The organism is Vibrio sp. B172a (assembly GCF_030248355.1).
Taxonomy (GTDB): Bacteria; Pseudomonadota; Gammaproteobacteria; order Enterobacterales; family Vibrionaceae; genus Vibrio; species Vibrio owensii.
Genome location: NZ_JAHGAC010000032.1, coordinates 38,504 through 61,338 on the forward strand (window position 1 = coordinate 38,504; position 22,835 = coordinate 61,338).

19 protein-coding genes are annotated in these 22,835 nt (G+C 44.7%); 9 read left to right on the plus strand and 10 right to left on the minus strand.

Features of this window, described 5'->3' with window-relative positions:
• The first annotated feature begins 228 nt into the window (after positions 1-228).
• From htpG to hemH, 3 genes are all read left to right on the plus strand, one after another.
• Entirely contained in the window at positions 229-2,133 is a 1,905-nt protein-coding gene (htpG, locus tag KIT90_RS23685) for a molecular chaperone HtpG (RefSeq protein ID WP_039842860.1), read from the plus strand.
• Positions 2,134-2,453: 320 nt separating this feature from the next.
• The gene (adk, locus tag KIT90_RS23690; protein WP_005425498.1) at positions 2,454-3,098 is read left to right on the plus strand and encodes an adenylate kinase; all 645 of its coding nucleotides are present in this window, start codon (positions 2,454-2,456) and stop codon (positions 3,096-3,098) included.
• 139 nt (positions 3,099-3,237) lie between these two features.
• On the plus strand, positions 3,238-4,203 hold the full coding sequence (gene hemH, locus KIT90_RS23695; protein WP_285379053.1) for a ferrochelatase: 966 nt from the start codon (positions 3,238-3,240) through the stop codon (positions 4,201-4,203).
• A gap of 91 nt (positions 4,204-4,294) precedes the next feature.
• Here the strand turns inward: hemH and KIT90_RS23700 are convergent, their stop codons facing one another.
• Positions 4,295-5,683: a peptide MFS transporter gene (locus tag KIT90_RS23700; protein ID WP_009707222.1), complete on the minus strand. Its 1,389-nt coding sequence runs from the start codon at positions 5,681-5,683 to the stop codon at positions 4,295-4,297.
• A 333-nt stretch (positions 5,684-6,016) separates the two neighbouring features.
• On the opposite strand from KIT90_RS23700, the gene rfaH reads away from it, so the two are divergent.
• Positions 6,017-6,517, plus strand: coding sequence for a transcription/translation regulatory transformer protein RfaH (gene rfaH, locus KIT90_RS23705; RefSeq protein WP_005436951.1), 501 nt, complete (start codon positions 6,017-6,019; stop codon positions 6,515-6,517).
• A gap of 112 nt (positions 6,518-6,629) precedes the next feature.
• On the opposite strand, the gene asnB is transcribed toward rfaH, so the two are convergent.
• The 4 genes from asnB to nagA all read right to left on the minus strand — a co-directional run bounded on the left by asnB (position 6,630) and on the right by nagA (position 12,549).
• Complete coding sequence (gene asnB / locus KIT90_RS23710) at positions 6,630-8,294, minus strand: asparagine synthase B (protein WP_009707221.1); 1,665 nt, start codon at positions 8,292-8,294, stop codon at positions 6,630-6,632.
• A gap of 230 nt (positions 8,295-8,524) precedes the next feature.
• Positions 8,525-10,114 (minus strand): cation:proton antiporter family protein, encoded by a 1,590-nt coding sequence (locus KIT90_RS23715; protein WP_285379058.1) that lies wholly within the window; start codon positions 10,112-10,114, stop codon positions 8,525-8,527.
• Positions 10,115-10,195: 81 nt separating this feature from the next.
• A complete protein-coding gene (locus KIT90_RS23720; RefSeq protein ID WP_005436955.1) occupies positions 10,196-11,410 on the minus strand; it encodes an ROK family protein in 1,215 nt (404 codons plus the stop codon).
• A gap of 2 nt (positions 11,411-11,412) precedes the next feature.
• Positions 11,413-12,549, minus strand: a complete 1,137-nt coding sequence (gene nagA / locus KIT90_RS23725; RefSeq protein WP_009707219.1) for an N-acetylglucosamine-6-phosphate deacetylase — start codon at positions 12,547-12,549, stop codon at positions 11,413-11,415.
• Between the two features lie 489 nt (positions 12,550-13,038).
• On the opposite strand from nagA, the gene nagE reads away from it, so the two are divergent.
• A complete protein-coding gene (nagE, locus tag KIT90_RS23730) occupies positions 13,039-14,613 on the plus strand; it encodes an N-acetylglucosamine-specific PTS transporter subunit IIBC (protein WP_285379059.1) in 1,575 nt (524 codons plus the stop codon).
• Positions 14,614-14,847: 234 nt separating this feature from the next.
• The gene (gene glnS / locus KIT90_RS23735; protein WP_005436961.1) at positions 14,848-16,518 is read left to right on the plus strand and encodes a glutamine--tRNA ligase; all 1,671 of its coding nucleotides are present in this window, start codon (positions 14,848-14,850) and stop codon (positions 16,516-16,518) included.
• A gap of 54 nt (positions 16,519-16,572) precedes the next feature.
• Here the strand turns inward: glnS and KIT90_RS23740 are convergent, their stop codons facing one another.
• Both KIT90_RS23740 and fcrX read right to left on the minus strand, forming a co-directional pair.
• Positions 16,573-17,184, minus strand: coding sequence for a type II secretion system protein (locus tag KIT90_RS23740; RefSeq protein WP_078607740.1), 612 nt, complete (start codon positions 17,182-17,184; stop codon positions 16,573-16,575).
• 72 nt (positions 17,185-17,256) lie between these two features.
• A complete protein-coding gene (gene fcrX, locus KIT90_RS23745) occupies positions 17,257-17,706 on the minus strand; it encodes a ferric iron uptake transcriptional regulator FcrX (protein ID WP_005436964.1) in 450 nt (149 codons plus the stop codon).
• 199 nt (positions 17,707-17,905) lie between these two features.
• Here fcrX and KIT90_RS23750 point away from each other — a divergent pair, with 199 nt between their 5' ends.
• A complete protein-coding gene (locus KIT90_RS23750; RefSeq protein ID WP_285379060.1) occupies positions 17,906-18,409 on the plus strand; it encodes a DUF4442 domain-containing protein in 504 nt (167 codons plus the stop codon).
• Between the two features lie 52 nt (positions 18,410-18,461).
• On the opposite strand, the gene fldA is transcribed toward KIT90_RS23750, so the two are convergent.
• The 3 genes from fldA to KIT90_RS23765 all read right to left on the minus strand — a co-directional run bounded on the left by fldA (position 18,462) and on the right by KIT90_RS23765 (position 20,145).
• The gene (gene fldA / locus KIT90_RS23755) at positions 18,462-18,995 is read right to left on the minus strand and encodes a flavodoxin FldA (protein WP_005436966.1); all 534 of its coding nucleotides are present in this window, start codon (positions 18,993-18,995) and stop codon (positions 18,462-18,464) included.
• A 48-nt stretch (positions 18,996-19,043) separates the two neighbouring features.
• Positions 19,044-19,265, minus strand: a complete 222-nt coding sequence (locus tag KIT90_RS23760; RefSeq protein ID WP_005446406.1) for a DUF2788 domain-containing protein — start codon at positions 19,263-19,265, stop codon at positions 19,044-19,046.
• 112 nt (positions 19,266-19,377) lie between these two features.
• Positions 19,378-20,145 carry an alpha/beta fold hydrolase gene (locus tag KIT90_RS23765; RefSeq protein ID WP_285379063.1) on the minus strand — a complete coding sequence of 256 codons (768 nt, stop codon included), beginning with the start codon at positions 20,143-20,145 and terminating at the stop codon, positions 19,378-19,380.
• Between the two features lie 92 nt (positions 20,146-20,237).
• On the opposite strand from KIT90_RS23765, the gene seqA reads away from it, so the two are divergent.
• Entirely contained in the window at positions 20,238-20,780 is a 543-nt protein-coding gene (gene seqA / locus KIT90_RS23770) for a replication initiation negative regulator SeqA (protein ID WP_005436968.1), read from the plus strand.
• A gap of 92 nt (positions 20,781-20,872) precedes the next feature.
• Entirely contained in the window at positions 20,873-22,519 is a 1,647-nt protein-coding gene (gene pgm, locus KIT90_RS23775) for a phosphoglucomutase (alpha-D-glucose-1,6-bisphosphate-dependent) (protein ID WP_285379065.1), read from the plus strand.
• The last annotated feature ends 316 nt before the right edge of the window (positions 22,520-22,835 follow it).

The following is a 22,835-nucleotide window of genomic DNA, read 5'->3' on the forward strand; positions in this document are numbered from 1 at the left end:
GTCACATAACAAGGCGTGCGCAAAAAGACATGTGCTACGTTTTAGATGCTTTTAGGGACGTAGGATAATTAAAATTTTCTAAAAAAACACCGTTTTTAGCAATATTGACCTTGAATTTACATTTGTCAGCCACATGTTAAATGACATCTTAGTAATGTCGCTTTTATGAGGCGGCGGTTAGGGCTTTGTCATTAAAAGTCTATTTAGTTTAGATGTTATGGAGCAAACATGAGCGAAACCGTATCTCAAAACAAAGAAACTCGTGGCTTTCAATCAGAAGTAAAACAACTACTTCACCTGATGATTCACTCTCTTTATTCCAACAAAGAGATTTTCCTACGTGAGTTGATCTCAAACGCGTCTGACGCATCAGATAAGCTTCGTTTCAAAGCGCTATCTACTCCAGATTTATACGAGGGTAATGCTGACCTTGGCGTTAAGCTAGCGTTTGATGAAAATGCTAACACATTAACCATCTCTGATAACGGCATCGGTATGAGCCGTGATGATGTGATTGAACATTTAGGTACGATCGCAAAATCAGGGACAGCAGAATTTTTCTCAAAGCTGTCGGATGAGCAGAGCAAAGACTCTCAACTTATCGGTCAGTTCGGTGTGGGTTTCTACTCTGCATTCATCGTTGCAGATGCCGTAACGGTTCGCACTCGTGCGGCTGGTCTTCCTGCTGAAGAAGCCGTTCAATGGCATTCAGCTGGCGAAGGTGATTACACCATCGAGACTATCACCAAAGACTCTCGTGGTACTGACATCGTGCTTCACATGCGTGAAGAGGGCAAAGAGTTCCTAAACGAATGGCGTCTACGTGATGTGATCAGCAAATACTCTGACCATATTGGTATCCCTGTTTCTATCCAAACTGCGGTTCGCGATGACGAAGGCAAAGAAACGGGTGAGAAGAAGTGGGAGCAAATCAACAAAGCTCAAGCACTTTGGACACGCAATAAATCCGATATCTCGGATGAAGAGTACCAAGAGTTCTACAAACACGTTTCTCATGATTTCGCTGATCCTCTTACTTGGAGTCATAACCGTGTAGAAGGTAAGAACGATTACACGAGCTTGCTTTACATCCCTGCGAAAGCACCATGGGACATGATGAACCGCGATCATAAATCAGGCTTAAAACTGTATGTACAACGCGTATTCATCATGGATGACGCTGAGCAGTTTATGCCTTCTTACTTGCGCTTTATTCGTGGTTTGATTGATTCAAACGATCTGCCTTTGAACGTATCACGCGAAATTCTGCAAGATAACAAGGTCACTCAGTCACTTCGCAACGCATGTACCAAACGTGTACTTACTATGCTTGAGCGTATGGCGAAGAATGATGAAGAGAAATACCAATCATTCTGGAAAGAGTTCGGCCTTGTCATGAAGGAAGGCGTTGCAGAAGACATGGCAAATAAGGAGAAAGTTGCTGGTCTATTGCGCTTTGCGTCTACTGAAGTGGACTCTGCTGAACAAACCGTTGGTTTGGCTTCTTACATTGAACGCATGAAAGAAGGCCAAGATAAGATTTACTACCTAACGGCAGACAGTTACGCAGCCGCGAAGAATAGCCCTCACCTAGAGCAGTTTAAAGCGAAAGGCATCGAAGTTATCTTGATGTTTGACCGCATTGATGAGTGGTTGATGAACTACCTGACTGAGTTTGATGGTAAGCAGTTCCAGTCGATTACTAAAGCAGGCTTAGACCTAAGTAAGTTTGAAGACGAAGCGGAAAAAGAAAAGCAGAAAGAAACGGAAGAAGAGTTCAAATCTGTTGTTGAGCGCACCCAGTCTTACCTAGGTGACCGAGTAAAAGAGGTTCGTACGACGTTCAAGCTTGCGACTACGCCAGCCGTTGTCGTGACGGATGATTTCGAAATGGGCACGCAGATGGCGAAGCTTCTTGAAGCTGCGGGTCAAGCGGTACCAGAAGTGAAATACATCTTTGAAATCAACCCAGAGCATGAGCTAGTGAAGCGCATGGCGGACGAAGCGGATGAAGAAGCATTCGGACGTTGGGTTGAAGTGCTACTAGGCCAAGCGATGTTAGCAGAGCGCGGTTCGATGGAAGATCCAACGCAATTTGTTGGTGCCATCAACAAGCTTTTGACTAAGGTTTAATAACCAAACATCAATAAAAAGCTCGCGAAATGCGAGCTTTTTGTTTGTAAACGCATAGATTCACACTTTGAGTGTTGAGTTAGTAATCAATAAAGCTCGAAAGCAGGCATTGCTAACATTCTTTAGTCTTAATCTGCTCATTGCGCAGTGAACCTGTGTTAGAATCGCAACACTTGAATGTGAGTAATAAGGCGTGTATTTTGGCTCGCCTAAACGTTATACCGAAACTTATCGTTGTGAGCACTTCGTAGGGTTAATGACCTAGAAGTCCAGTTATTGTGAGCTTCGGTATAAATCTTAAATATTAAAGAGGATAAATCATGCGCATCATTCTTCTAGGTGCTCCAGGTGCAGGTAAAGGCACACAAGCAAACTTCATCATGGATAAATACGGTATTCCACAAATCTCTACTGGTGATATGCTTCGTGCTGCTATCAAAGCAGGTACAGAACTTGGCAAACAAGCTAAAGCTGTTATCGACGCTGGTCAGCTAGTTTCTGATGAAATCATCCTTGGCCTAATCAAAGAGCGTATCGCTCAAGACGATTGCGAAAAAGGTTTCCTACTAGATGGTTTCCCACGCACTATCCCTCAGGCTGATGGCCTAAAAGAAATGGGCGTTGACGTAGATTACGTTATCGAATTCGACGTAGCTGACGATGTAATCGTTGAGCGTATGGCTGGTCGTCGTGCTCACCTTCCTTCAGGTCGTACTTACCACGTAGTTTACAACCCACCTAAAGTGGAAGGTAAAGATGACGTTACTGGTGAAGACCTTGTTGTTCGTGATGACGACAAAGAAGAAACAGTACGTGCACGTCTAGGTGTTTACCACGAGCAAACTGCTCCGCTTATCAACTACTACGGTAAAGAAGCTGAAGCAGGTAACACTAAGTACCTTAAATTCGACGGTACTAAGCAAGTTGCAGAAGTAAGCGCAGATATTGAGAAAGCGCTAGCATAATTTGCTAACGGCAAAATTTAATATTTTGATATATTTAAAAGCGACCCTCGGGTCGCTTTTTTATTTAGCCTGTAAGTACGCTGAACCATTTGGTTCGATGCGCCGTACAAACCAAGCCGTTTACCATGAATAGGATGTTATGAAAAACAACAATAATAAACAGGGCGTGTTACTGGTTAACTTAGGTACGCCTGATGAGCCAACCGCACCGGCCGTTAAACGCTTTCTAAGTCAGTTTCTTCATGATCACCGTGTCGTTGATATGACGCGTTGGCTTTGGTGTCCAATTCTTCACGGTGTCATTCTACCAATCCGCTCTCCAAAAGTAGCCAAGCTTTATCAATCGGTATGGCTGGAAGAGGGCTCACCTTTGATGGTGTATTCAAAACGACAAGCTCAGAAGCTTGCTGCAGCTCTTGATATGCCGGTTGAGTTGGGCATGACTTATGGCAACCCAAGTCTGCAATCAGGCTTTGAAGCGTTGCAAGCTCAAGGCGTAGAAGAAGTGATTGTATTGCCGCTTTATCCGCAATACTCAGGTACTACGACAGCGGCTGTTTCTGATGGCATGACGAAAGCATTCAAAAACATACCAGTAATGCCAGAGTTTAGCTTTATCCGCGACTACCACAATCATCCTAAGTACATCGCTGCACTCGCTCAATCAGTTCGTGATCATTGGGCAGAGCATGGTCAAGGTGATTACCTGCTTTGTTCTTACCACGGTATCCCTAAGCGCTATGCAGACAACGGAGATATCTATCCTAAGCATTGTGCAGAGACAACACGCTTGCTTGGAGAAGCGCTAGGTTTGAGTGACGACCAGATCGGCATGACTTACCAGTCTCGCTTTGGTCGAGAAGAGTGGCTACAACCATACACGGACAAGACACTAGAAGTGCTACCAAGTCAGGGTAAGAAGAAGCTCAACGTGCTGACTCCTGCGTTCTCTGCAGACTGTTTAGAAACGTTAGAAGAGATCTCAGAAGAGTGCCGAGAGATTTACCTAGAAGCTGGGGGCGAGAGCTTCAGCTACATTCCATGTCTGAACGACAACGATGACCACATCGAAATGATGGTAGAGTTAGTTCGCTCTAAGCTGTAACCGTTGATTCGAACGCGTCTTCAAGTGGCGCGGATAAAAGACAACAAAAAGGGTCGCGATTGCGACCCTTTGTTTTTATTTGCACTTTATATTAAGCGATTTGAGTTTGTTGCTCTTCAATTTGTTCCGCTGTGCTGTGCGTATTTTCAGCGCCATGCATCCAACGAACGAGTGTGTTAGAGAACAACAATAGAATCACACCAGATACAGTCGCTGTTACTGCGATACCGCTGAAGATTGCTAGTGCGCCTAGTTCACCTACGTGAGAACCAACATAACCAGCAACGTAGTTTGCGATTGCGTTACAACCGAACCATGCACCCATCATTAGTGATGCAAGACGTAGCGGAGCTAGCTTAGTTACTAGAGATAGACCAATAGGAGATAGGCACAGTTCACCCAACGTATGGAAGAAGAACGCACCTACTAGCCATAGCATTGATGTTTTAACCGCAGTATCACCACCTTGCTCCATAACAGCACCAACCATACATAGGAAGCCCAGTGCTAGGAAGAACATCGCAAAAGCGAACTTCATTGGTGAGTTAGGTTCACGCTTACCCAGTTTCACCCATAGAACGGCTAATACAGGTGCAAGAGTAATAATGAAGAATGGGTTTAGTGATTGGAACCACGCAGCAGGAACTTCAAAGCCACCGATCATACGATCTGTGTATTGTTGCGTGTAGATGTTCATTAGACCGCCAGCCTGCTCGAAGCCTGCCCAGAAAACGATAGTAAATAGGCTCATCACAAGGATAACCTTGATACGGTCGACTTCTTCTTTCGTTAGAGGCTCTTTTTTCGCAGATTTCTTAATTGCTAAGTCACGTTTAGCTGCAGGTACGCGGCCAATGTCACCTAACCAAGATTGCGCCATAGTCATTTGCATCACAAGGCTGATAATCATACCAACACCAGCGGCAATGAAACCTGCTTTCCAACCAAATTCATTGGTTACTGAACCTGAAACGACACCAGCAAGTAGCGCACCTAGGTTGATACCCATATAGAAGATAGTGAACGCGCCATCACGACGGTTATCGCCTTCGTTGTAAAGGTCACCAACCATGGTTGAAATGTTTGGCTTAAATAGGCCGTTACCACAGATAAGCAGAGCAAGACCTAGGTAGAAAGTGTGTAGAGAGCCAAGACCTAGTGCATCTGCTGGCATTGCTAGTGTGAACTGGCCAATAGCCATTAACGCACCACCAATCAGGATTGAACGGCGTTGACCCAAGTAGTTATCCGCAAGGTAACCACCGATAAGAGGCGTGATGTAGACAAGTCCAGTATAGATGCCGTAAAGGTCTAGGGCATCTTTAGTCGACCAGCCAAGACCACCATTCATTGTTGTGTCAGTTAAATACAGTACTAGAATGGCGCGCATTGCGTAGTAAGAAAAGCGTTCCCATAGTTCTGTACCGAACAGAAGGAACAAGCCACGTGGGTGACCAAAGTATTGATGTTGGTTTGACATAAGCTCTTCTAATAGTAGTTATTACATTTTTTAACGAAATCTACGTATACATGTCATTTTGATGACTTACAAACAATAAAATTTTATGTGACGATTCGTTTGCCTTATTAAATGATGGTTCTGCGTTGATTTGGTGGGCTTTTCGTCGGTGAATTGGTCGTGTTACAAACTTACTTTTCATTTTTGTCTATAGACTTATTTTCTTAACCTTATGAAAAGGTGTAAGTTGTATGTGCAATATAAAGTGGCTTATTGATAGGTTGCTTGAATATCCATGACTCATCTTGGCCTTAATGCTAGGATGAAACAAAAACATAATTGGCTAGTAATAAAATGAAACGTTGGTATTTATTGTATTGTAAACGAGGAGAGCAAGTTAGGGCTAAGCAACACCTTGAAAACCAAGGCGTAGAGTGCTTTTACCCAACTTTCGAGGTTGAAAAAATCTTGCGAGGTAAGCGACAGAAAGTCGAAGAACCTTTGTTCCCTTGTTATGTTTTTGCCCGATTTGACTACGAACAGGGCCCTAATTTTACTTCAGTTCGCTCTACGCGAGGTGTAGTAGACTTTGTTCGTTTTGGCGCTCAGCCTAAAGAGATACAGGGCGATTTGGTCTATGAGCTCAAACAGCTTGATAAATGCGTAGACGAGCAGGCAAGTGATGAATGCATGCCTCAACCTGGCGATCAGGTTCGTGTGAAGAGCGGGCAGTTTGCGGGTATTGATGCCATCTTCCAAGAACAAGATGGTGAGAAACGTTCAATTATGCTGGTTCAGATGATCACCAAGCGTGTGCCTGTCAGCATAGACAACAGCGATTTAGATTTAAAATAGTCTAATTTCATCAAACATAAAAAAGAGGTGCGAAAGCACCTCTTTTTGATCGTATCTATTATGTCTTTCATAAAGGGCTGGTGGAGCCAACCCTTATTGATGTCGCTTAAAACTAGTATGAATCGTTGTGAACGGTCTGTACTGCACGGCCTGATGGGTCAACACAGTTTTGGAACGACTCATCCCATTCAATCGCTTTCGCTGAAGAACACGCTACTGAAGGGCCGCCAGGAACACACTCTGCCGCAGATGGCAGTGGGAACAACTCTTCAAAGATTTCGCGGTATACATAACCTTCTTTTGTTGTTGGTGTGTTGTAAGGGAAACGGTATTGCGCTGTTTCCATTTGCTGGTCCGTCACTTTCTGTTCTGCTACTTCTTTCAACGTATCGATCCAGCTGTAGCCTACGCCATCAGAGAACTGCTCTTTTTGACGCCATGCGATCGATTCTGGCAGGTAGTGCTCGAAACACTCACGAAGAATGTGTTTCTCCATCTTGCCGTTGCCACACATCTTGTCAGCTGGGTTCAAGCGCATTGCTACATCAATGAACTCTTTATCTAGGAAAGGTACACGGCCTTCTACCCCCCACGCTGCTAGTGATTTGTTAGCACGTGCGCAGTCAAACATGTTTAGAGCTAGAAGCTTACGTACAGTCTCTTCGTGAAACTCTTGAGCGTTTGGTGCTTTGTGGAAGTACAAGTAACCACCGAAGATCTCATCCGCACCTTCGCCAGACAGTACCATCTTGATGCCCATCGCTTTGATCTTACGACCCATTAGGAACATTGGTGTTGAAGCTCGAATCGTCGTTACATCATAAGTTTCAATGTGGTAAATCACGTCACGAATCGCGTCCAAACCTTCTTGGATGGTGTACGTCATTTCGTGGTGAACCGTACCAATTTGGTCGGCAACTTCACGAGCAGCTTTCAGATCAGGTGCGCCTTCTAGACCGACAGCAAAAGAGTGCAGTTGTGGCCACCAAGCTTCAGACTTCTCATCATCTTCAATACGCATCGCTGCAAAGCGTTTTGCTACCGCAGATGTAATAGAAGAATCTAGACCGCCTGAGAGAAGTACACCGTAAGGCACGTCAGTCATCAGTTGGCGCTTGACCGCTGCTTCTAGCGCTTCAGTCAATTCTTCTTTGCTAGTGCTGTTGCCTTGTACTGCTGCATACTCGTTCCAGTCGCGGATGTAGTAGCGTTGAGGCTCTGCATCTGCACTGCCGTAGTGACAACCTGGAGGGAACTCGCTCACGGTCTTACATACTGGTACTAGTGCTTTCATTTCTGAAGCAACGTAGTAGTTGCCGTGCTCATCGTAACCTTGGTAAAGCGGAATGATACCGATGTGGTCACGACCTACTAAGTATTCGTCTTTTTCTTCATCGTAAAGTACGAATGCGAAAATACCGTTTAGTTCTTCAAGAAGGTCTGCGCCCATGTCTTGGTATAGCGCTAGGATAACTTCACAATCTGAATCGGTTTGGAACTCGTATTTGCCTTCGTAGCGAGCACGAATCTCTTTGTGGTTGTAGATTTCACCGTTTACAGCAAGGATGAGTTTTTTATCAGGGCTGTATAGTGGTTGCGCACCACTATTTAGGCCAACGATCGCTAGACGTTCATGCGCTAGAATTGCGCGCTCTGATGAGTAAATACCAGACCAGTCTGGACCGCGGTGACGAAGCTTTTTCGACATCTCAAGGGCGATAGGGCGCAATGCTGCTGCATCGCTCTTAATGTCTAAAATGCCAAATACTGAACACATACAACATCCTTTTTAAACTAAACAATTTTTAATCGGTATGGGTTCAATTTGCCATTCTGAGTAAAAAAAGCAACGTTTGATGATTAAAAAAATGATAAAAAGGCTTGATGGTTAGATGTTGTTTAAAAATAACTTTGATTTGGTGAATGAGATCAAGGTTTGGTTTAAAAAATGCACAAAAAAGCCCTCTTATTAGAAGAGGGCTCAATAAAGATGGTTGCGTTTTATGCTTATTTCATCGGTGTAAATTGAGGTTGAAGTTGCTCGCAAACATGACGTGCGAAACCACTACCAGCTTCGCTGTAGATGTTGAATGCGGCATCGACCCCCGCCTCTAATAAACCTTCAAGTTGATCTGGATACTCGGCAATCGCTGCAATCTGCCCTTTGTAGTTTCGGCTTTGAAGCTGTTCAAGTGCCGTTTGGTTACCTTGGTGATGTGGCATTGCCAGAAGCACCATTTTCACGTTAGCCGTATCCAAAATGCGCTCCCAGAAATCTGGGTCAGTTGCATCTCCCGAGATCACGTTACGACCTTCCGAGCGATGTTTATGCGCAGCTTCTTCACGAACCTCCACACCAAGTGAAATCTTACCGTAACGAGAACGCAGTTCATCGTATGCGCCGGTACCAATTCGACCCATACCGAGGATCAGTACTTGAGCATGACCTGGGTTTATGAGCTGGTCGCGTTGGTTCAGTTTCTCTGCTGCGGTTTCTTGCAGCCATTTACCTGAATGTTGGTAAATCTGATGGCCCAAACGGTTAAGTGGTGCTGAGATGATAAACGAGATAGAAACGGCAACGGCAATCGCTGCCAGCATGTCACTTGGCATCCACCCCATCTTATAAGCTAGACCACCAACAATCAGACCGAACTCACTGTAGTTGAAAAGTGATAGCGACGTCAGCAATGAAGTGCGCACACGGAACTTAAAGTGGTTGATGGTTAGGAAGTACAGCAGCCCCTTGATTGGCAATAACAAGATAAATAGTAGAGCTAGGCCAACCCCCGTAAAGCTCAAGGATGCTGATAAACCGATATTGAGGAAGAAACAAACTAAGAATAGCTCTTTCATATTAAAGAGCGATTTTGATAGCTCGGACGCTTTGCGGTGGCCAGCTAGAAGCATGCCTAAAATCAGCGCGCCTAAATCTGGCTTCATTCCCACCAGTTCAAACAAGCCTGCGCCAACTACTAATGCGAAGAAAATGCCGAACAGCACCAGCATTTCCCCGTGGCCTACTTTATCCAACAACTTGTAAAACAGAGGTCGAGCAAGTGGTAGGGCAAACAACCCAATGGCGTACCACTCTGGAATTTTACCGGTGGAAGCAGTAAGGAATACTACGGCAAAGATATCCTGCATAACCAGAATACCGATCGCTAGTGTGCCGTAAGTCGCGTTCATCTCACCTTTTTCTTGCAGTGTCTTAACCGCAAATACCGTACTGGAGAAGGAGAGGGCGAAGGCGAGAAGCAGAATCTGGCTGTGATCCATCGTGGAGAGTGATGACAACCCTAGCAGTTTTAGACCAACGAGAACCAGCGCGAAGAAAAGAGTAGAGAGAATATTGTGCGCGGTAGCGCCGCCCCAAATTTCTTTGGAAAGCAGCGTTTTTACATCCAGCTTTAAACCGATGGTGAAAAGCAGCAAAGTCACACCAAGGTCAGCAAGCGTGACAATGACGTCATTACTTTGGTAGCCAAACGCGTGAAGGCCGAAACCAGCGAGTAGGAAACCGACCAAAGGGGGCAGGTTACATTTTAGAGCGATGAAGCCGGCGAGGAACGCCGTTGTAATTAGAATAATTTCCATACTGTTGAGCTATATTCCTGATATACAAAAACGGGCTGTGAAACCACAGCCCGAGATTGTAACTCAATTGGTTGTATAAACTTAGTCTTCTAGTAACTTTTGTAACAAAACTCCGTTCAACATAGCGCGTTTGATCATCGCAAATGCGCCCATCGTTGGTTGCTTGTCAATGTGAGAGGCAACAATTGGAAGCTCGTTATGGAAAGTTTTCAGAGATTGGTTTTCTACATTGCGCTGAATTGCAGGGAACACAATTTCTTCAGCGGCAGTAATGTCACCGGCAATGACGATCTTCTGAGGGTTAAACAAGTTGATTGTAATCGCGATAGCTTTACCAAGCTGGTTGCCTACGCGCACAAGGCTTTGCTTCGCCAGCTCGTCACCGTTCATCGCGTGCGTACAAACGTCATCAATAGTGATGTGCTCAAGTTGAGTCAGGCTCGATTCGTAGCCCTGAGCAATCAGTTTTTTCACACGTTGTACGATGGCAGGGTTTGCTGCAACCGTTTCTAGACAGCCGAAGTTTCCACACTGACATTGCTCGCCAAGTGGATCTATTTGGATATGACCGATTTCACCTACGTTGCGGTTGAAGCCAAGGAATACCTGACCATTCACGATGATGCCCGCACCAGTACCACGGTGAACACTAACCAGAATCGAATCTTGGCAGTCTTGGCTCGCGCCAAAGTAGTGTTCAGCCAGCGCCATACCACGAACGTCGTTACCGACAAAACATGCTGTGTTGAACTTCTCGCGAATGATTTCGCCCAGCGCTAGGTTATCAATGTCGGTATTCGGCATATATTCAACGACACCAGTGGTTGGGTTTACCAAACCAGGCAATGTGATACCGATAGCGATAAGTTGGTCGATTTTGTCTTGGCAGCGATTCACAAAGTCTTTCAATAAATCAATCAAACCGGCGATTAAGTCCGCTTGGTTGGTGTAGTGAAGCTCGTGCTGGTCTTCAGCTAGTGCTGTGCCGCCTAGGTCATACAAGCAGAATTGCACGTAGTCACGACCTAATCGAACTGCGATAGAGTGGAAGGGTTTTACTTCAGTGGTCAGCGAGATAGCTCGACGACCACCGGTAGAAGCTTGTTGCGCGACTTCTTTGATTAAGCCGCGCTCTAAAAGTTGGCGGGTTATTTTGGTAACACTCGCTGGGGCGAGCTGACTAACATCCGCTACCTGAATACGGGAGATTGGACCTTGTTGGTCAATCAGCCTGTATACCGCAGCGCTGTTAAGCTGTTTTACTAAATCTACATTACCAATCTGTCCGCCATTCATGCTTAATTTTGCTCGTATTGTCCGTTAACAACCGTCGCTTTTACATTGAAGTCACGATCGAAAATAGTCAGGTTCGCTACCATTCCTTTTCGAACTCGGCCTAGTTGTTCCTCAACACCAATTGCGGTTGCTGGGTACAGTGTAGCCATTCGTAGAGCTTCGTCTAAAGCGATGCCTGCGTGCTCAACTGTGTTCTGAACTGCTTCGATCATAGTCAGAGCTGAGCCGCCTAGTGTGCCGTTTTCATCAACACACTTACCATCTCGGTAATATACTTTCTTACCGACAAAAATAAAGTGATCAATGTTAGCACCTGCTGGAGCTGTGGCATCCGTCACCAAAACAAGCTTTTCACCTTTGATTTTATGAGCAATTCGGATGTTTGCGTAGTCTACGTGGAAACCATCAGCAATGATGCCTGCATAAACTTCTGGTGTATCGTAAATAGCACCAACTACACCTGGTTCACGACCAACCATTGGTGTCATCGCGTTGAATAGGTGAGTCGCAAATGAGATACCTGCTTCAAAGCCTTGGCGAGCTTCTGCGTATGTTGCGTTGGTGTGACCGATAGAAACCACAATGCCAGCTGCTTTCAAACGAGAGATGTGCTCAGGGTCATTTTGTTCTGGTGCAAGTGTAACTTTTGCGATGATGTCAGCGTTCGCGCAGATCAAGTCAATCATGCCGTCGTCAGAAGGGCGGATGAAGTCAACGCTGTGAATACCTTTTTTCGCTACGTTAAGGTACGGACCTTCAAGATGCAGACCTAGCGATTGGTTTTGGTATTTGTTGTGGTACTCGCGAGCCGCTGAGATTGCAGCGCGCATGTCTTCGTCTGAAGAAGTGATAAGAGTTGGTAGGAAGCTTGTACAACCCGATTTTAGGTTAGCTTCGTGCATGATCTGCATTGTTTCTGGTGTGATTTCGTCGTTAAGCATCACACCACCACAGCCGTTTAGCTGTAGGTCGATAAAACCAGGGCTTAGGTTAGCACCGTCCAGATCTTTAACTTCAATACCTTCTGGTAGTTGAGTTACTGGCACAACTGATTGAATCTGGTCATTGTCGATGATGACAGCATGATCGGTAAGAACATCACTACCGGTATAGATTTTACAGTTACTTAGCGCGTACATAGTCAGCTAGTCCTTATAGATGAGAATTCATTTTCTGTTCCGTTATCTAACTGGCGACTCTGCGAGTCGGGCTGGTACTTAGTTTGTATCACTGAATTAGATAACGAGTCACATACAGCAAGTCGCGTTTTATCGATGTCATTATCAGAGTAACTAACTGAAAAATAATAAATGAATTAGTTTTTATGATTGTTTTCCAGAGCAAAGTTACTGCGAATCATCTGTAGAGATACCAAAATAACACTGATTCTGTCTTGCATAAAGTACGAGAATCTTATCTCTAAAACGCCATTTTTTCGTATAATAAAATAAGTTTTATGATCTCGCTAGCAAAAACCTTCTGAATGACCAATTTCTGGTGATTATGATCACAAACAATGAGGTTTTAATTTGCGGAGCAAAATTAATATCATAAACTGGTAGCGACTAAATTGAACGACTGAAATAAGTTATTCAACAAAACATAAAATCCTATAGGGGGAACTTAAGGTGAATATTCTTGGATACGCGCAGAAGTTAGGTAAAGCTCTTATGCTTCCTATCGCAACGCTTCCAGTTGCAGCGCTTTTACTACGTTTGGGTCAGCCTGACCTTTTAGATATCGCGTTTATGGCATCTGCTGGTAACGCAATCTTTAGTCAACTACCACTACTATTCGGTCTAGGTATCGCGATCGGTCTTTCTAAAGACGGTCAAGGTGCTGCTGGTCTAGCTGGTGCAGTTGCTTACTTCGTTCTTACTGCAACAGCAGCGACAATCGATGCAAGCGTTAACATGTCATTCTTCGGCGGTATCATTGCTGGTATCATCGCTGGTCACTCTTACAACGCTTTCCACGCTACTCGTCTTCCTGAGTGGTTGGCATTCTTCTCTGGCAAACGTCTAGTACCAATCATGGCGGGTCTATTCTCGCTAGTTGCAGGTGCAATTGCTGGTGTTGTATGGCCAACAATCCAAGGCGGTCTTGACGCGCTGGCGCACGCAGTTTCTACTTCTGGTGCTATCGGTCAGTTCGTATACGGTACTCTTAACCGTGCACTTATCCCTGTAGGTCTACACCACGTACTAAACTCATACTTCTGGTTCGGTATGGGCACGTGTCAAGAAGTTCTAGTATCTGGCGCAACTGCTGCTGGTCAAGCGCTTCCTGCTCTACAACAGCTTTGTGTTGACCCAGCTCTAGCTAAGACTCTTGTTGCTGGTCAAACTCACACATTCGAATTCGCTAACTCTGTAACTCCAGAAATCACAGCAACAGTTAAAGAAGTAACTGAAACGCTGAAATCTGGTGACCTACACCGCTTCTTCGGCGGCGATAAGAGCGCTGGTGTATTCATGAACGGTTTCTTCCCTGTAATGATGTTCGGTCTACCAGGTGCGGCACTTGCTATGTACCTAGCAGCACCAGTTGAGAAACGTAGCCAAGTTGGTGGCGCACTATTCTCAGTAGCATTCTGTTCATTCCTAACAGGTATCACTGAGCCTCTAGAGTTCATGTTCGTATTCCTAGCACCTGCTCTATACGCAATCCACGCAGTATTTACAGGTCTATCTCTAGTACTTGCAAACATGCTTGGCACGCTACACGGCTTTGGTTTCTCTGCGGGTCTAATCGACTTCGTACTGAACTACGGTCTAGCAACTAAGCCTCTAGTGCTTCTTGCTCTAGGTCTAAGCTTCGGTGCTCTATACTTCTTCACATTCAGCTTCGCAATCCGCGCTTTCAACCTGAAATCACCAGGTCGTGAAGATGACGACGAAGAAGCGTCTGCAGCTCCAGCTGGTGATGCAGCAAAAGGTGACCTAGCTCGTCAATACCTAAAAGCGCTAGGTGGTCACAATAACCTAACTTCAATCGACGCGTGTATCACTCGTCTACGTCTAACACTTAAAGACCGCTCTGTTGCTGACGAAGCTGTTCTTAAGAAACTAGGCGCGAAAGGTGTGGTTAAGCTTGGCGAAAACAACCTTCAAGTTATCCTTGGCCCTCTTGCAGAAATCGTTGCTGGTGAAATGAAAGCAATCGGTGCAGGTGAAGACCTATCAGATGTAAAACTTCCTTAATTACATCTTACTGACTCTCTATAAAGACCTCCCTCGGGAGGTCTTTTTTTGTTTGTGCGGATCTAATATGCTGCGCTTTCAAGCGAAGAAGAGAAATATTGCCGTTTTAACGACGGTTCTTGTTGTCTAATCGCTAAGAATTGTGGATCATTAGGAACAATGCACTCTGTAAACCGAGTAAGGCTACGGAGTACTGTTTTCTCTGACAATACTAATATTTTTGAGGTGCTATAGATGAGTGAAGCTGATGCTCGTCCATCAAACTTTATTCGCCAGATCATTGATAAAGATCTAGCGGATGGTAAACACACTAGCGTGCATACTCGATTCCCGCCGGAGCCGAATGGCTACCTGCACATCGGTCATGCTAAGTCTATCTGTTTGAACTTCGGTATTGCTCAGGACTACCAGGGCCAATGTAACTTACGTTTCGACGATACAAACCCTGAAAAAGAAGACATCGAATACGTTGAGTCTATCAAGAAAGATGTAAACTGGTTGGGCTTTGAGTGGGATGGTGAAGTATGTTACTCATCAAACTACTTCGACAAGCTTTACGAATATGCAATTGAATTGATTAATAAAGGCTTAGCGTACGTTGATGAGCTAAGTCCTGAGCAGATTCGTGAATACCGCGGTACGCTAACGGCTCCGGGTAAACCAAGCCCATACCGTGACCGTCCAGTAGAAGAAAACCTAGCGCTATTTGAAAAAATGCGCGCAGGTGAATTCGAAGAAGGCAAAGCGTGTTTACGTGCGAAGATCGACATGGGTTCTTCATTCATGGTAATGCGTGACCCAGTTATTTACCGTGTACGTTTCGCGACTCACCACCAGACTGGTGATAAGTGGTGCATTTACCCAATGTACGACTTCACGCACTGTATCTCTGATGCGCTAGAGGGCATTACGCACTCTATCTGTACTCTAGAGTTCATGGATAACCGTCGTCTGTACGACTGGGTTCTAGACAACATCACGATTGATTGTCGTCCACACCAGTACGAATTCAGCCGCCTAAACCTTGAATACACAGTGATGTCTAAGCGTAAGCTAAACCAACTAGTGACTGAGAAATTGGTTGATGGTTGGGATGACCCACGTATGCCAACAGTCTCTGGTCTGCGTCGTCGTGGCTTTACATCTGCATCTATTCGTGAATTCTGTAAGCGTATTGGCGTAACGAAGCAAGAGAACATGATTGAGTTCGGTTCACTAGAATCTTGTATTCGTGATGATCTAAACGAAAACGCACCACGTGCGATGGCTGTTTTAGATCCAGTTAAGATCGTTATCGAGAACTTCGAAGAAGGCGCGGTAGAGACGCTGACTGTTGCTAACCATCCAAACAAACCTGAGATGGGTGAGCGTGAAGTGCCATTCACTCGTGAAGTTTGGATCGAGCGCGAAGACTTCCGTGAAGAAGCTAACAAGAAATACAAGCGTCTTGTTCTAGGTAAAGAAGTTCGTCTACGTGGCGCATACGTGATCAAGGCTGAACGCATCGAGAAAGACGCGGAAGGCAACATCACAACAATCTTCTGTACTTACGATGCTGAAACGCTAGGTAAGAACCCAGCAGATGGCCGTAAAGTGAAAGGCGTAATTCACTGGGTATCAGCAGACAAAGCATTGCCTGCAGAAATCCGCATGTACGATCGTTTGTTCACAGTACCAAACCCAGCTGCTGCGGATGACTTTGCTGCGACAATCAATCCTGAATCACTAGTGGTTCTAAACGGTTTTGTTGAGCCAAGCCTAGCAAACGCAGAAGCGGAAACAGGTTACCAGTTTGAGCGTATGGGTTACTTCTGTGCAGATTCAAAAGATTCTTCAGCAGATAACCTAGTATTCAACCGTACGGTTGGTCTACGTGATACTTGGGCGAAAATCGAGAACCAATAATCTCTATTCTTCGCTAATAAAAATGCCAGCATCATTGCTGGCATTTTTTATGTCTTAATTTGGTTCAAATGTTGTCACTGAACCGTTCCTAGAGTTATACCAATAGACAATCTCGGCATTGTCAGGGTTGCTGTTGTAACCTTGTTTGGTATAGATAAAGTAGCAGAGGGCTAGCTTTCTTTGAACTACGCCGTTTGCATCTTGAAACGTTAAATTTCTACGCTTTGTAATAAAGTCGACGGAATCTGATTCTGCTGCGTTGCTTGAAAACGTATAGTCAGTATTAACTATCGCGGTAAACAGTTCATAACAACCTTGGTCTCCTTGGCCTATGTTATGGGGTTGTCCCATCGGCTCACCCTTGTTGATACCAAGTGGGTAGCCTACGTCATTCATGTCCAACATGTAATTGCCATTATTGTCCGTTGGACCATATCCTGGCATGTTGTTCATTCCTGCGGAGCCGCCGCCATTGATTTGCCATTTTGAATGTGCGTATTTAAGAGCGCTTTCAAAGGCTCCAAAAGTTTCCGCAATTTTTGCTTCGCGAGCATCGTCTTGTAAGTTTAAAAAACGTGGGGCCACAAATACGGCAAGTATCCCAAGAATAACAATCGCAATAATCAGCTCAAGTAGGGTAAAGCCTTTAGAATTCCTTTTCTTCATCGTTTTTCTCCATAAAAAAACGCCAGCCTTAGCTGACGTTTTACTATGTTTATGAGTAAAAAGAAATACTTCTTACTTTGTTGGCTTGTGCGCGTTTGGATTGTCTTTACAAGAACTGTCCGTGCATTTGCCGTATAGGTACAAGCTGTGGTTAGTTAACGTCACGTTGTACTTAGCTGCGATTTCTTTTTGACGCTGTTCAATCACATCGTCAGAGAATTCAATCACTTCACCACAGTCTAGACACACTAGGTGATCGTGGTGGTGTTGAGTAGACAGTTCAAATACTGACTTACCACCTTCGAAGTGGTGGCGAGTTACAATACCAGCATCATCGAACTGGTTTAGTACACGATAAACGGTTGCTAGACCGATCTCTTCACCTAGATCAATCAGCTTTTTGTACAAATCTTCAGCACTGATGTGCTGGCAGTCTGGCTGCTGAAGTACTTCTAGAATTTTTAGCCTTGGAAGGGTTACTTTTAAGCCCGCATCCTTCAGCGCCTGATTATTATCTGACATATACTTTCCCGTTGGATCATCTGCAGCGATTTAACAGAATTCAATATTCCTACCATTATAGGCGAAGCGTACTGAACATTAAACCACGAACTTCAAAGGGTTAATAGATTCTTTTTGTAAATTGGAAACAGGTCGATTATATTACAGATCAGACCAGTTACAAATTGATAACATTAGAACGCAAAGACTACGGATAGTTATGAATAAGCGACTTGCTAAGATATATAAACCGGGATTTGTGAAGTTTGCGCTCAATATTTGGCCGCCATTTTGGGGCGCAGGTATCAAAATCTTACATATTTCTGAAGATTTTCGAACGGTTAAAGTCCGCTTGAAGCTTCGCTGGTGGAACAAAAACGCCAATCGAACCCAATATGGTGGCAGCATTTTCTCGTTGACCGACCCGATCTACTCACTGATGTTGATGGGGATTCTGCGTGAGGAATATTACGTCTGGGACAAAGAAGCCAGCATCAATTTCATTAAACCTGGACAGAGTGATTTGTTTGCCGAGTTTGAAGTAACCGAAGGCATGTTAGACGATATTTACCAAATGACTCGTAATGGCGAAAAGTGCTTTCCGGAATTTATTACCCATGTGAAAGACAAAGACGGCAATGTTGTATCCGAAGTGCAGCGCAAGTTGTATGTGAGGAAGAAACCTCAATACAGAGAGGAAGAGGTAGCTACGCAAGCTTCTTGATAGACAGATACAAAAAGACCTCCAACAGGAGGTCTTTTTAATGAATACGTTATTAGCCTTCAAGCTCAGCTAGGCACATCTCTTCGTAGATTTGCTTAACCCAGTTTTCAACGCGCTCGTCAGTCAATTCTGGTTGACGGTCTTCGTCAATACATAGACCAACAAACTGGCTATCGTCACCTTCTACGAGTGCTTTAGACGCTTCGAACTCGTAACCTTCAGTTGAAGTGTGGCCCAGGATAGTGCCGCCTTTTGCTTCAACGATGTCACGTACTGTGCCCATTGCGTCACAGAAGTACTCTGCGTAATCTTCTTGGTCACCACAACCGAAGATAGCAACAAGCTTCGTAGAGAAGTCTACTTGCTCAAGCTCTGGGAAGAAATCGTCCCAATCACATTGTGCTTCACCGTAGTACCAAGTTGGGATACCTAGAAGTAGAAGATCAAAGTTATCAATGTCTTCTTTGCTGCTTTTTGCGATGTCTTGAACGTGAACTAGTTGTTTACCTAGTTGCTTTTGAATCATCTTTGCAACGGCTTCAGTATTACCTGTGTCGCTACCGAAGAAGATACCTACACTTGCCATAGAGTCTATACCTTTACATTGTTTGTTACTGGCGATGGGGAGAGGAGCTTAACCTAGCCCTGTGCCTTCCCAACTGAGCTGAATCAGGCCTTTAGCGATGAAACCAGCACAGCCTAGGAAAAGAACTAACCATACAATACGACGACCAAAAACAGGTACATTGCCTTGCTTTAGTACATCTTTTATCGCCATCCCGATGAAAAAGAAGATAGCAGCAAAAAGAAGATCGAGCCCGATCGACTCGAGCATGTCCATATAGTCGTATAGCATTGTCGTCCTTCATGCCAAAAATTCTTGGGCGCACTATACCACTGTTAAACGGTAAAGTTAATGCACAACAAGAAGGGTTATTTCAATAATCTGGCGTTGTTTTTCGAATTTGTTAACTCGAAATATGTTTCCTGATCACCCGCATGACTTCTGCTGGTTTTTCAGCGTGTAGCCAGTGTCCTGTATTAGCAATAATGTGCGCTTTTGCATTGTTAAACTGTCGCTTAACGGCTGGCTGGTGCTCAGGCATCAAGTAATCAGAATCACCACCTTTGACAAATAAAGTTGGGATGTCTGTTGGTGTGATTTCTTGCCAACCAATGATGTTGTCGTAGTTGTTGAGCAAGCTAGCAACGTTGAAGCGCCAATCCATTTTATCGCCGTTTTTGTATAACGATTTCGATAAGAATTGTCTTACACCATCCATTTCAATATGTTGAGCAAGAATGTCCATGGTTTGTTGGCGGTTATTTGGTTGTTCTTTTACTACGGCTTGCAGACCATTAAACACGTTATCATGGCGATTAGTCTGGTAAGCCACTGGCGCCATATCTAAGACAATAAGTTGTTTTACGAATTCAGGAGCGATATCTACCAGTTTCATCGCAACTTTTCCACCCATAGAGTGGCCGATGACAAGTGCTGGTTCGATGCTTAAATGGCGAAGCAAATCAGCAACATCTTGTGCCATCACTTCGTAATTGTGTGTGTCTGAATGGAAAGAGAGGCCATGATTTCGTAGATCAATACTGATCACACAGTGATCTTGAACGAGGTCGCGAGCCAGTAAACCTAGATTACTGAAACTGCCAAACAATCCATGAATCAAAACAACCGTTTGGCCTTGTCCTTCCTGCTTATAGTTGAGTAATGCTGACATTTTATCTTATTCGTGATGGGTTTAACGTGGAGTATCCGCGAGGATCTCGTTATAATCCCCCAGAGTTTAAACATTGAGAATGTGAAAAGCGAATGAAAACAATTGAGGTTGATGAGGATCTATACCGTTACATTGCGGGTCAAACCAAGCATATCGGTGAAAGTGCCTCGGATATTTTACGACGCCTTTTGAACCTTGATGGCCAGTTGCAGGAAGCAGTTGTTGCACCTGTAGTAGAACAGCCACAAGGGATTGTAGTAAGTAAAGATGCTGGCAAAGCAGAATCAGTAGATATCGTAAAAGAGATGCGTTCTCTACTTATCTCTGATGAGTTTGCTGGTCTTAAGAAAGCGATTGATCGCTTCATGTTGGTATTATCAACCTTACACAAACTGAATCCAGAGAGCTTCTCTCAAGCGACAAAAGTGAAAGGACGCAAACGCGTTTACTTTGCTGATAACGAAGAGACTCTGCTAGCAAACGGTAACACTACCAAACCTAAAGCAATTCCTGGCACGCCATTCTGGGTAATCACCAACAACAACACCAGTCGTAAGCGACAAATGGTGGAGCAGGTGATGACTCACATGGAATTCCAGCCTGACTTAATAGAGAAAGTAACAGGTTCAATCTAAGAAACCTGATAGAAGCCTCATAATGTGTAGCGTTTAGCGGATATTATGAGGCTTTTTTGATTTTATTTGTTTTTAAAGAAAGGATGTCAAACATGGCTATGCACCCTCGTGCTGGGCAAAAAGCGCAGCAGGAAGATCTTCACAATATCCCAGCACTCGTTGCTAACTACTTCTTACTTCAACCAGACGCAACAAACGCAGAACACAAAGTTCAATTTGGTACTTCTGGCCACCGCGGTACTGCAGACAAGCACACTTTTAACGAAAACCACATTTTAGCGATCGCTCAAGCGGTAGCAGAAGTTCGTGCTGAGCAAGGTACAACAGGCCCATTGTTTGTGGGTAAAGACACGCACGCGCTATCTGAACCAGCGTTTTCAAGTGTGATTGAAGTATTGATTGCAAACGGTGTGAAAGTGATTGTCCAACAAGACAACGGTTACACGCCAACGCCAGGAATTTCACACGCGATTCTGACTTACAACATCAAGCACGATGATAAGGCAGACGGCATTGTGATTACTCCGTCTCATAACCCACCACAAGACGGCGGTATTAAATACAACCCGACTCACGGTGGTCCTGCAGAAGCTGAACTGACTCAAGCGATCGAAGATCGTGCGAACGCCCTGATTGCTGAAGGTTTACAAGGTGTTAAACGCCTACCACTAGCGGAAGCTAAAGCATCGGATCTGTTTGTTGAGATGGACTTGGTGAAACCATACATCGATGATCTAGTTAACGTTATCGATATGGAAGCAATCCAAAAAGCAAACCTGAAGATTGGTGTAGATCCATTGGGTGGCAGTGGCATCGATTACTGGCGTCAAATTGGTCAGGCATACAACCTAGACCTAACGCTAGTAAGTGAAGCGATTGACCCTTCTTTCCAATTCATGTCGCTAGACAAAGACGGCGTTGTACGTATGGACTGTTCTTCTCCATACGCAATGGCAGGTCTATTGGCACTAAAAGACGAGTACGATCTAGCATTTGGTAACGACCCTGACTACGACCGTCACGGTATCGTTACGCCAAAAGGTTTGATGAACCCGAACCACTTCTTAGCGGTTTGTATCGATTACCTATACCGTCACCGTGACGCGTGGGGTAAAGATGTCGCTGTTGGTAAAACGCTAGTTTCAAGCGCCCTGATTGACCGTGTTGTTGCGGATCTAGGTCGTGAGCTATGTGAAGTACCTGTTGGCTTCAAGTGGTTTGTGGACGGTCTGTACACTGGTAAGTTTGGTTTCGGCGGTGAAGAAAGTGCAGGTGCGTCTTTCCTTCGTAAAGATGGTACGCCTTGGTCAACAGACAAAGATGGTATCTTGCTATGTCTTCTAGCAGCAGAGATCACTGCGGTAACGGGTAAGAACCCTCAAGATTACTATGAAGAGCTAGCGGCGAAGCACGGCGAGTCTAAGTACAACCGTATTCAAGCTGTCGCAAATGGCCCACAAAAAGACGTATTGAAGAAGTTGTCACCAGAAATGGTTGCGGCTGAAACTCTAGCTGGTGACGCAATCACTGCTCGTCTGACGCACGCTCCAGGTAATGGTGCTGCGATTGGTGGCCTTAAAGTAACGACAGCGAATGGTTGGTTCGCTGCTCGTCCATCAGGCACTGAAGACATCTACAAGATCTACTGTGAAAGCTTCAAAGGTGAAGAGCATCTGAAACAAATCGAAGCTGAAGCACAAGAAATCGTTAATCAAGTATTTGCAGCCGCTGGTTTGTAATTCAAACGATTAAAGTTCGAAAGGGTCGACATTGCGTCGGCCCTTTTTTATTTTATAGAGAGCGCTGTGCCTCGAGAGTCGGGAGCGCTTAGCTTTAGGAATCGAGAGGGACTCGTTGAGAGTATTGAGAAAGGGTACTTTGATTAAGAAGAGTGTTGACGGAACTTGTTTCTAGAAAGACAAAATAAAGCCGTTTCCCGTTTCCCGTTTCCCGTTTCCCGTTTCCCGTTTCCCGTTTCCCGTTTCCCGTTTCCCGTTTCCCGTTTTAGTTCGGCCAAGTATCCGGTACAACAAACCAAAATTGACCGCTCTTTGT

Excerpts from the sequence above, each read along its gene's own strand:
- htpG (WP_039842860.1), top strand. The coding sequence starts at position 229 with ATGAGCGAAACCGTATCTCAAAACAAAGAAACTCGTGGCTTTCAATCA.
- adk (WP_005425498.1), top strand. The coding sequence starts at position 2,454 with ATGCGCATCATTCTTCTAGGTGCTCCAGGTGCAGGTAAAGGCACACAA.
- hemH (WP_285379053.1), top strand. The coding sequence starts at position 3,238 with ATGAAAAACAACAATAATAAACAGGGCGTGTTACTGGTTAACTTAGGT.
- KIT90_RS23700 (WP_009707222.1), bottom strand. The coding sequence starts at position 5,683 with ATGTCAAACCAACATCAATACTTTGGTCACCCACGTGGCTTGTTCCTT.
- rfaH (WP_005436951.1), top strand. The coding sequence starts at position 6,017 with ATGAAACGTTGGTATTTATTGTATTGTAAACGAGGAGAGCAAGTTAGG.
- asnB (WP_009707221.1), bottom strand. The coding sequence starts at position 8,294 with ATGTGTTCAGTATTTGGCATTTTAGACATTAAGAGCGATGCAGCAGCA.
- KIT90_RS23715 (WP_285379058.1), bottom strand. The coding sequence starts at position 10,114 with ATGGAAATTATTCTAATTACAACGGCGTTCCTCGCCGGCTTCATCGCT.
- KIT90_RS23720 (WP_005436955.1), bottom strand. The coding sequence starts at position 11,410 with ATGAATGGCGGACAGATTGGTAATGTAGATTTAGTAAAACAGCTTAAC.
- nagA (WP_009707219.1), bottom strand. The coding sequence starts at position 12,549 with ATGTACGCGCTAAGTAACTGTAAAATCTATACCGGTAGTGATGTTCTT.
- glnS (WP_005436961.1), top strand. The coding sequence starts at position 14,848 with ATGAGTGAAGCTGATGCTCGTCCATCAAACTTTATTCGCCAGATCATT.
- KIT90_RS23740 (WP_078607740.1), bottom strand. The coding sequence starts at position 17,184 with ATGAAGAAAAGGAATTCTAAAGGCTTTACCCTACTTGAGCTGATTATT.
- fcrX (WP_005436964.1), bottom strand. The coding sequence starts at position 17,706 with ATGTCAGATAATAATCAGGCGCTGAAGGATGCGGGCTTAAAAGTAACC.
- KIT90_RS23750 (WP_285379060.1), top strand. The coding sequence starts at position 17,906 with ATGAATAAGCGACTTGCTAAGATATATAAACCGGGATTTGTGAAGTTT.
- fldA (WP_005436966.1), bottom strand. The coding sequence starts at position 18,995 with ATGGCAAGTGTAGGTATCTTCTTCGGTAGCGACACAGGTAATACTGAA.
- KIT90_RS23760 (WP_005446406.1), bottom strand. The coding sequence starts at position 19,265 with ATGCTATACGACTATATGGACATGCTCGAGTCGATCGGGCTCGATCTT.
- KIT90_RS23765 (WP_285379063.1), bottom strand. The coding sequence starts at position 20,145 with ATGTCAGCATTACTCAACTATAAGCAGGAAGGACAAGGCCAAACGGTT.
- seqA (WP_005436968.1), top strand. The coding sequence starts at position 20,238 with ATGAAAACAATTGAGGTTGATGAGGATCTATACCGTTACATTGCGGGT.
- pgm (WP_285379065.1), top strand. The coding sequence starts at position 20,873 with ATGGCTATGCACCCTCGTGCTGGGCAAAAAGCGCAGCAGGAAGATCTT.